Origin of the sequence: Acidithiobacillus sp. (assembly GCF_023255755.1) — a bacterium.
GTDB lineage: Bacteria > Pseudomonadota > Gammaproteobacteria > Acidithiobacillales > Acidithiobacillaceae > Acidithiobacillus.
Genome location: NZ_JAGDVS010000044.1, coordinates 1 through 8,602 on the forward strand (window position 1 = coordinate 1; position 8,602 = coordinate 8,602).

Annotated in this window: 8 protein-coding genes and 1 pseudogene; 4 read left to right on the forward strand and 5 right to left on the reverse strand. The window is 61.5% G+C overall.

The genetic code is table 11. From position 1 onward, the window contains the following. Positions 1–190: pseudogene (locus Q0C48_RS03260) on the forward strand (IS4 family transposase); the annotation flags it as partial. A 205-nt stretch (positions 191–395) separates the two neighbouring features. Continuing rightward, the gene (locus tag Q0C48_RS03265; protein ID WP_291521502.1) at positions 396–1,217 is read left to right on the forward strand and encodes a CZB domain-containing protein; all 822 of its coding nucleotides are present in this window, start codon (positions 396–398) and stop codon (positions 1,215–1,217) included. On the opposite strand, the gene hflD is transcribed toward Q0C48_RS03265, so the two are convergent. From hflD to gluQRS, 5 genes are read right to left on the reverse strand one after another with little or no spacing between them, the layout of a single operon-like run. Continuing rightward, complete coding sequence (gene hflD / locus Q0C48_RS03270; RefSeq protein WP_291521504.1) at positions 1,210–1,872, reverse strand: high frequency lysogenization protein HflD; 663 nt, start codon at positions 1,870–1,872, stop codon at positions 1,210–1,212. The genes Q0C48_RS03265 and hflD overlap by 8 nt on opposite strands. 40 nt (positions 1,873–1,912) lie before the next feature. Next, positions 1,913–4,513 (reverse strand): [protein-PII] uridylyltransferase, encoded by a 2,601-nt coding sequence (gene glnD / locus Q0C48_RS03275; protein ID WP_291521506.1) that lies wholly within the window; start codon positions 4,511–4,513, stop codon positions 1,913–1,915. A gap of 2 nt (positions 4,514–4,515) precedes the next feature. Continuing rightward, the gene (map, locus tag Q0C48_RS03280) at positions 4,516–5,325 is read right to left on the reverse strand and encodes a type I methionyl aminopeptidase (protein ID WP_291521508.1); all 810 of its coding nucleotides are present in this window, start codon (positions 5,323–5,325) and stop codon (positions 4,516–4,518) included. 18 nt (positions 5,326–5,343) lie between these two features. Beyond that, positions 5,344–6,042, reverse strand: coding sequence for a DNA/RNA nuclease SfsA (gene sfsA / locus Q0C48_RS03285; protein WP_291521510.1), 699 nt, complete (start codon positions 6,040–6,042; stop codon positions 5,344–5,346). Between the two features lie 10 nt (positions 6,043–6,052). Then, complete coding sequence (gene gluQRS / locus Q0C48_RS03290) at positions 6,053–6,943, reverse strand: tRNA glutamyl-Q(34) synthetase GluQRS (protein WP_291521512.1); 891 nt, start codon at positions 6,941–6,943, stop codon at positions 6,053–6,055. 61 nt (positions 6,944–7,004) lie between these two features. Here gluQRS and thiL point away from each other — a divergent pair, with 61 nt between their 5' ends. Both thiL and Q0C48_RS03300 read left to right on the forward strand, forming a co-directional pair. Beyond that, the gene (gene thiL, locus Q0C48_RS03295; RefSeq protein ID WP_291521514.1) at positions 7,005–8,027 is read left to right on the forward strand and encodes a thiamine-phosphate kinase; all 1,023 of its coding nucleotides are present in this window, start codon (positions 7,005–7,007) and stop codon (positions 8,025–8,027) included. Beyond that, the gene (locus Q0C48_RS03300; protein ID WP_291521517.1) at positions 8,017–8,502 is read left to right on the forward strand and encodes a phosphatidylglycerophosphatase A; all 486 of its coding nucleotides are present in this window, start codon (positions 8,017–8,019) and stop codon (positions 8,500–8,502) included. The genes thiL and Q0C48_RS03300 overlap by 11 nt, the downstream gene beginning before the upstream one ends. Positions 8,503–8,602: the final 100 nt, after the last annotated feature.

Below are 8,602 nucleotides of genomic sequence, written 5' to 3' on the forward strand. Positions count from 1 at the left end.
CAGCAAGCGACCTGAATTGGTAGAGCAGGAATTCTATGCCCTCTTACTGGTCCATGCCGCTATCCGCCACCTGATGACAGAAGCGGCTGCGCAAACCGGTCAGGCAGCCCAGGATCTGTCCTTCATCCATGCGGTGCGCGTCCTCCATCGCCGCCTCCCGGCAATCGGCGCTATTCCCCCCTCGGGGTAGGTCTGTCTGGTTTCAGAGTGTCTTGAGGGAAATCGCTTCTGGCCGCGCCGTCACCAGCCGCGGCAAACGCAACCCGCGCGGAGTACGCAGAAAAATGAGTTCATACCCAATCAGGGATAGGGGGGATCCGTTGCAGCTACCTTGCGACCCGTGCCCTGTGATCATTACTAACTAAACATTATTGTGCTTAGCCCTGCAGATTTCTATGCGGCGCTCGACCATATCAGCGCCGCTATACGACATGGTACAGGCACAGGAACGGCTAGGTGCCTGTAACCGGATAGGTGTACGCGTGGCGCTGGATGATTTCGGTACCGGTAATGCTTCCTTGACTTACCTGCAACAGCTCCCGACTCAATCGGTCAAACTAGATCAGAGCTTTGTCCGCGACATGGTGGATGATCCCAAAGATCTGGCCATCGTAACCGCAGTCATTACTGCCAGCCGCATGCTGGGCCTTGATGTCATTGCCGAAGGAGTGGAAACGACTGCACACGCGAGGCTCCTGACCAGGATAGGATGCAGTCATTTGCAAGGCTATTTGTTCTCCCGACCAGTCCCTGCCGAAGATATTCCAGACTGGATAGCACATTTCCGATCCATCCCGGCGGGTCGGGAAAACATACCTTCTGTCGATATCCTGCCCACTATCCTGGAAGGGCACGCGCTACGGACTGAAAAGTTTTTGATGGGCATGGGTGAGCACATGGCGTTACCTGAGCACATTCTGGAGGACGATGCCGCCGACCTCTGTCATTTGGGGCGATGGCTCAGAGGGGATGGTATGATTTATTACGGTCAGCAACCAGAATTTAGCGGAATCCTGGCGCGCCACGAGCGCATTCATAGGATTGCCAGGACGGCTAAAGCGCTTCTGGATGCCGGGAACCACGCAGAGGTCATTCATTTGGGGGATGTGTTGGAAATGGAAAATCGCCTGATGATCGGGGAGATCAACGAGCTAGTCTGGGAAAGACATATGCCTTATGTCGACTATTCGAGGCGGGTGGGCACCAGCTTCAAGTAAGCTGAGGATGGGTGGCGAGCAGTTCTTCCGCTTCCTGACAGAGTCCGCGTCGCTCGAGAATGGTGCCGGGCAGATGGCCGCCCGCCTGCCGCCACAGGACGGCCGCACGGATGCCGCTGAGGAGGAGGGTGCGGATGCGTGCGGCATCGTCGGGATCGCTCAGGAAACGGCTTTCTCCGCTGACAATGATGCGCGGGCGGAGTGTACCGATGGCCTCGGTGTAGGTTTGGGCGAGCCCGGCAATGATGCTGCGCTGCGTCGGATCAGCAAAGTGGGTGACCTGGCGTTGGGCCTGCTCAATACCCTCCTGGACGCGCCGGGTGGCCGATGGATTTTTGCGGAGACGCCTGCCGAGGGTGACCAGCGCCATGCTGTAGCGTAATAGCTCGGCCTCCTGGGCGTTGCCAGGGCCGCGCCGCAGCAGGGGGCAGAGCAGGGCCAGGGGTTGACGCAGACTGTCGATATCGCCCAAGGCACGCAGGCTATCCTGGCTGTCTAGCGCGAGAACACTCTGTATGCAGGTCTGCAGCAGTTCTCCGGGCTGTGACCCATTACGCGCGATATTTTGCACCAGCAGGGCGCTGCGCAGGACACCGGCAAGGGCCAGGGCACGGTCACGCCGCCGCCGGGCGTCAGGAAGAAGGAATGACCACATGGGTTTACGCCTGTCGTAGGAGGAGGGGGCAATTCATCGTTTAAGCAGCTTCGCCATTCAAAATGTCATCCAAGGCCTGAATCAGCGTTTTGGCCTGAGTTTCGGTCAGTTTGCACCCCCGCTCGTTAAGGATGAAAAAGGTATCTTCCACCCGTTCACCAAAAGTGGAGACTTTTGCGCCGTGGATGTTGAACTGCAATGCGCGCAGCGTCTCACCGACCTGATAAAGCAGGCCGAGATGGTCCGCAGCGCGGACTTCCAGCAGGGTATAGCGGAGCAAGGCGCCGTTGTCTACCCGGATCTCGGCGGGAACATGGGCAAAAAAACGGTGACGTGGATCGCGATGGCGCAATCCGAAGCGGGGTTTGCTCACTGCCTCCCCTTCAATAATCGCGCGGAGTTCGTTACCCAGATCGGCATGGGCTTCGGCACTATGGGCGAAGGCATGGCTGTTGTCGATGACCAGAAAGGTGTCGATGGCGCGCCCGTCCTCGCTGGTATCGATCCGGGCGTCGATAATGTTCAGAGACTGACGATCAAGCGCGCCGGTAATCTGCTGAAAAAGCCCCGGCCGGTCTGAACCGTAAATCAGGATTTCGCTGCCCTCGGGCGCACGAGGGCGCACCGCGACCAGCGGTTTACGGTTTTTGTGGGCCAGTATTTCCTGACAATGCCAGAGCAGTTCGTCCTCTGTGTAACGCAGGAAATAAGGGCCAGAAAGATGTTGCCAGAGTGCGCGCGCCCGCGGCTGGTCCGTACCGGCGATTCTCTCTAACACCGCTTGCTGTTTGTCGGCGACGATCTGCGGAAGGTCTCGGGTTTGGCGCTCCTCCCGCTGGAGTTCGCTCGCTGTCGCCCGGTACAATGTGCTGAGCAGTAATCCCTTCCAGTCATTCCAGAGTTCCGGATTGGTGGCACGCATATCGGCGACGGTGAGGAGCAGAAGATAGGCAAGATGCTGTTCGTCCTGGACCAGATGGGCAAAATCGCGGATGACCTGCGGGTCTTCGAGGTCACGCCGCTGGGAGACGCTGGACATTTGCAGGTGTTGTTCCACCAGCCAGACGATCAGTTCCGTATCGCGGGGCGACAACCGCAAACGCCGGGCAAAATGCCGGGCTTCCTGCGCGCCGATTTTGGAGTGATCGCCGCCGCGGCCTTTGCCGATATCGTGGAAGAGGCCGGCCAGCACCAGTAACTCCGGTTTTTCGACCTGCTCCCGGGCAGCGTTGGCAACGGGCATCTGCGGCGTCTCGTTGGTCCAGATCTGACCGATGTTGCGGAGCAAAAAGAGGGTGTGCTGATCAACGGTATACACATGGAAGAGGTCGTGCTGGATGCGTCCGGTAATGCGTCCGAAAGCGGGGAGTATGCGCGCCAAAAGGCCACATTGCTGCATCATTTTGAGGCTGCGATAGGCGCCGTCGGGCTGGGCGAAAATGGCGAGAAGTTCCTCCTGCGCAATGGGATCACGATCCAGATCCCGCGGGTGAATGGCGTTCCGCAAGGCATATAGGTGGCGTTGGGTCTGGGCGTCGAGGGTGCTTCGTCGGGGGTCTTCCGCCAGGCTGCGGAACAGCCTCAGGATATGTCGGAGCAACTGCGAATCATCGCGGCGCAGCGTGGGCATGGGGAGGGCGACGCGCCGGTCGGCGGCCATGGGTGCTGTCGTGCCTGCGGCCAGGCGCTGCGCGATATTCTCCTGCGCAATGGCGGCGATGCGCAGAATGTCGGCGAAGGCGCGATAGAGCTTTTGCATCAGTTGTTCGACGGCACTGCGTCCGGGCCGATCGGCGTAACCCATTTGCCGCGCCAGGGGCACCTGCAAGTCGAGGCGCAGACGGTCTTCGTGGCGTCCGGTGGCGTAGTGCAGGGCGATCCGCAGGCGCGAGAGCAGGGCCTGGGCGCGCAGGAGCTGGCGGTATTCCTCGCTGGTGATGATATCCTCATCGCGCAGCCGGTGCAGGCTGCCCTCCCCAAAAACACTGGCCGCGAGCCATTGCAGGTGATGGATATCGCGCAGCGCACCGGGACCCTCTTTGAGATTGGGTTCGAGATGAAAGGCGGTATTGCTGCAGCGGGTGTGGCGGTTTTCCCGCTCCGCCAGTTTGGCGGCGAAAAAAAGCGGGGGCGGCCAGGGGGGATTTTCCTGCAACGCGTCGCTCAGTTGTTGCAATAATGGGCGCGATCCGGCCAGATAACGGGATTCCAGTAGAGTGGTTGCAACACCCAGATCCTGACGCGCTTCCTGCAAACATTCCTCCACGCCCCGAACGCTATGCCCTACCTGCATTTGCAGGTCCCAGAGCTTGGTCAGGAAGGCTTCGATGAAGTGCTTTTGTATCGCGGTCAGGTCGCTGCTGGGGGTCAGGATCAACAGGTCAATATCAGAGCCGGGAAAGAGCGTGCCGCGCCCGTATCCGCCTACGGCTACCAGGGTGAGATGGTCGGCGGCTGACGCGTCTGTGCCCGATGGCGTCTGCCAGAGCTTGCGCAGGGTGCTGTCCATCGAGCGGCAGCGCTGGCGGAGCAAGGTGCTGCTGCTCTGCTGTGGTGAAAAGGCGGCTTGCAGGGATCCCTGATCCTCACGCAACGCCGCATGGGGTGCGAGCGTCCGGGTTTGCGCGGCGCGGCTCGTCATTCTTAAATGGGGTCGCCAGGCAATTGGGTCAGTATTTCGTAACCATCGTCGGTGACCAGAATGGTGTGCTCCCACTGGGCGGAGGCGCTGTGATCCTTGGTGACGATGGTCCAGCCGTCGGGCAGGGCCTTGATATGGCGTTTGCCGGCATTGACCATGGGCTCGATGGTGAAGGTCATGCCCGCCACCAATTCAATGCCTTCGCCGGGATTGCCATAGTGCAATACCTGCGGCTCGTCGTGGAATTTGCGGCCAATCCCATGCCCACAGAATTCCCGCACGATGGAACAGTGCTGCGCCTCGGCGTAGACCTGGATGGCATGGCCGATATCGCCCAGGGTCGCGCCGGGCCGCACCTGCTGAATGCCGCGCACCATGGCTTCATGGGCCACTTCCATTACTCGCCGCGACCGCAACGGTACCTCGCCGACAGCGAACATCTTGCTGCTGTCACCGTGATAGCCCTCCTTTATGACGGTGACGTCAATGTTCAGCATGTCGCCATCCCTGATGACGCGGTCGCCGGGAATGCCATGGCAGATCACGTGGTTGAGGGAGATGCAGACAGATTTCGGAAAGGGTGGATATTCCGGGCTGGGCTGATAGTTGAGCGGTGCCGGAATGCCTTGCAGATCATTGACGATGTAGTCGTGGCAGATGCGGTCCAGTTCACCGGTGGTGACGCCGGCTTTGACATGGGGGCCGATCATCTTCAGCACCATAGCCGTGAGCTGGCCGGCGACCCGCATTTTTTCGACTTCTTCTGCGGTCTTAATGTTGTTCTGGGGGGATTTTTTGCTGCGCTGTAACATGCTGTTCTCCTGAAGCGGCTAAAAGAAAAGCGGTTCCGCCGCGCTTATGACTATTTTATCAGGACTGACGCGGGTCCGGTAGGCCAGAATTTCTACACCGTCGATGCGTGCCCGGCGTAGAGCCTTGCCATAGGCGGGATCAATGGCGTCTGCGGGGGCAAAACCCCGGCCGTCTTCCCGGCCGACCAGAAAAAACATCACCGCCCGCCCGCCGCTGCGGACCACCTCCGTCAATGCCCCCAGATGGCGCAAGGCGCGGCTGCTGACCGCATCGGGGAAGCGGATGATGCCGTCATCCTCCAGCAGCGTGCAGGATTTGACCTCCACATAACAGGGTGGCTGGCCTTCGGAGCTGAGCAGGATGTCCACGCGTTCATGATGGCCATAGGGCACTTCGCGGCGCAGTTGTGTGTAGTATTGCAAGGCGGGTATGTCGCCCGCGGTGATGGCCTCGGCAACTATGGCATTGGGGCGTTGGGTGTTGACGCAGACCCAACTGGCGCCGCTCCAGTAGAGTTCCCAGGTCCAGGGCAGTTTGCGTTTGGGATTGTCGCTGAGGGAGATCAGGATGGGCTGACCGGGTTCGGCGCAACTGCGCATGCTCCCGGAGTTGGGGCAGTGTACGGTGATGATCTCGCCGCTGGCCAGTGTGCAGTCGGCAAGAAAGCGTTTGTAGCGGCGGATCAGGGTGGCGGGGGTGAGGGGAGGCAGGTTCATGGGGCTCAGCCTAACGCTGTCTGCTGGTACAGGCCAGTGGCGCAGTGCCATAAAGAGGCTGCTCCACAGCCATCCGTGTGCATGCCCAGTCGCGCCACTCCAGCGCAGAAGCCCCGTGCAGCCCGGCAGGCGTTGTCCAACCCAGTAGCCGCAACGTCTCCTCCCAGGCCTGACTGGGGCTGCCCGTCCACGCGGGGCTGTCGGCACTTTTGGACAGCTTGCGTCCATCCGCATCGCAGAGCAGGGGCAGGTGCCCATATTGGGGATGGGGCAGGTTCAGGGTACTTTGCAGATAGCGTTGCACCGCGGTGAGCGCAAGCAGATCACCGCCGCGAATCACTTCGCTGACACCGTGCTCACCGTCATCCACGACACAGGCCAGGATATAGGCAAAGTAGCCGTCGGCACGCAGCAGGACGGGGTCATATTGTGGTGCGGGCGATGGTTGCCAGCCATGGAAACGATCCTCCCAGGGCGGTAAATGGTCGGGCACCCGCAGGCGCCAGGAGCGGGTCTGCCGTCCGGGTGCCAGACCCGACCGGCAAGTGCCCGGATAATGTTCGCCGAAGTCCCGGATTTCCTGCCGGGTGCAGGCACAGGGGTAGACCATGCTCTGTGCCTGCAAAGCCACCAGCGCTTCCCGGTAGACCGCCTTACGGGAGGACTGGGTCTGCACCGGTCCGTCCCAGTCCAGCGCCAGGGCCTCCAGTTGCCGGAGAATGGTGTCGGCAGCACCCGGACGCACGCGGCCCTCATCCACATCCTCCAGGCGCAGCAGCCAGCGCCCGCCCTGGCTGCGGGCACTGAGATAACTGCCAATGGCGGCAATGAGTGATCCTGCATGGAGTGGGCCGCTGGGGGAGGGCGCAAAGCGTCCGGTGACGGTGGGGGTGCTGGGCATGGCTTCCTTCAGGTGATGTCCTTGCTATAGTAGCGCAAGGATCGGCAAAAACGGAGTGAATATGGCGGGCGGAGAGTTTGCGCTCATCGAACAGTTACGGAGCCGTCCGGGCACGGAAAGCAGGGGTGTGCGGCTCGGTATCGGTGATGACGCCGCCTGGCTGGACCCCGCGGGTCGGCAACTTGTGGCGACAATGGATACCCTGGTTGCCGGTCGCCACTTTTTCCCCGATGTCAGCCCGGAAGACCTCGCCTGGAAAGCCCTTGCGGTGAATCTCAGCGACCTGGCCGCCATGGGTGCGGAGGCGCGCTGGTGCCTGCTTAGTCTGGCCCTGCCACAGCGGGCGGAAGGCTATGGGGAGTGGCTGGCAGCATTCGCAACGGGCTGGAGTGCACTTGCCGACCGCCACGGCGTTGCCCTGGCCGGCGGCGATACGGTGGCTACAGATGGGCCGCTGACCCTCTCCGTAACCGCATTGGGGCTTACCGGCCATGGGGTGATGCGCCGTGATGCGGCACGGCCCGGAGACGTCATTTGGGTCACTGGCAGTCTCGGGGACGCGGCCGCAGCCCTGGACCTGGCTTTTGTGGAGCGCGGCCACGACGGGCAGGCCTTCCCCTGCTCAGCACCACAGTGGGACGCATTGGAGGCCCGTCGGCTGCGTCCCACGCCCCGTCTCGAATTCGGCATGACGGCGCTGACAGTGGGCGTGCTTTGTGCCGTGGATTGTTCCGATGGCTTTCTGGCCGACCTTGGCCATATCCTGAAAGCTTCGGGTGTCCGGGCGCAGGTCGCCCTGGATGCGCTGCCTTTGAGCCCGGAACTCGCGGATCTGGCGCGGACCGACCCGGAACGCCTGCAACGCTGGCCCCTCACCGGCGGTGATGATTATGAACTGATCCTCTGTGCCGCTCCTGCCTTGTCGATGGCACTGCAGGAGGCCGCCCGGACACTTGCCCTCCGCCTGACGGCGGTGGGCAGCATCCTGCCTGCGGCCGCCGATGCCCGGACCGCGGTCGCTCTGACCTGGCGGGATGAGCCGCTGCCGCTGCCTTCCACCTGGGGGCATGTCCATGCACTCTAGACCCTGGTATCAGTGGCTGGCGTTGGGCGGCGGCAGCGGCCTGTCGCCCATCCTGCCCGGCACCATGGGTACTATCGCTGCCATTCCCCTGTATCTGCTGCTGACCCTCGTGGTGCAGAATAATATGGTTTATACAGGGGTGTTAGTGGCAATTATCGCGGTGGGGCCGTGGCTCTGCGGGCAGACCGCGCGGGAGATGCAAAACGGCGGTGGAAAAAGGGCCCTGGATCCCCCGGCTATCGTTTGGGATGAATGGGCGGGCCTGCTACTCACCCTCTGGCTGGTGCCTTTCGGCTGGTGGACGCTGGTCGTCGGGTTCCTGCTCTTTCGTTTTTTTGACATGCTCAAACCCTGGCCGATTTCCTGGCTGGATAAGCATATTCATGGAGGCACGGGTATTATGCTCGATGATATCGCGGCGGCGATCCCGGCACTGATTCTTCTGCGAATGATGCTGGCGGCGGGCTGGTTATGACGAATACCCGTCCTACGGAGTCCTTGCAGATATTGCTGCCCATGCGCCCGGCGGCTCTGCCCGATGCCCAGCGTCTGGCGGCCTGGGCCAGGCGGTCCGG

Bases quoted from the DNA above. Each gene is read 5' to 3' on its own strand.
- Q0C48_RS03265 (WP_291521502.1), top strand. From the start codon at position 396: ATGCGGCGCTCGACCATATCAGCGCCGCTATACGACATGGTACAGGCA.
- hflD (WP_291521504.1), bottom strand. From the start codon at position 1,872: ATGTGGTCATTCCTTCTTCCTGACGCCCGGCGGCGGCGTGACCGTGCC.
- glnD (WP_291521506.1), bottom strand. From the start codon at position 4,513: ATGACGAGCCGCGCCGCGCAAACCCGGACGCTCGCACCCCATGCGGCG.
- map (WP_291521508.1), bottom strand. From the start codon at position 5,325: ATGTTACAGCGCAGCAAAAAATCCCCCCAGAACAACATTAAGACCGCA.
- sfsA (WP_291521510.1), bottom strand. From the start codon at position 6,042: ATGAACCTGCCTCCCCTCACCCCCGCCACCCTGATCCGCCGCTACAAA.
- gluQRS (WP_291521512.1), bottom strand. From the start codon at position 6,943: ATGCCCAGCACCCCCACCGTCACCGGACGCTTTGCGCCCTCCCCCAGC.
- thiL (WP_291521514.1), top strand. From the start codon at position 7,005: ATGGCGGGCGGAGAGTTTGCGCTCATCGAACAGTTACGGAGCCGTCCG.
- Q0C48_RS03300 (WP_291521517.1), top strand. From the start codon at position 8,017: ATGCACTCTAGACCCTGGTATCAGTGGCTGGCGTTGGGCGGCGGCAGC.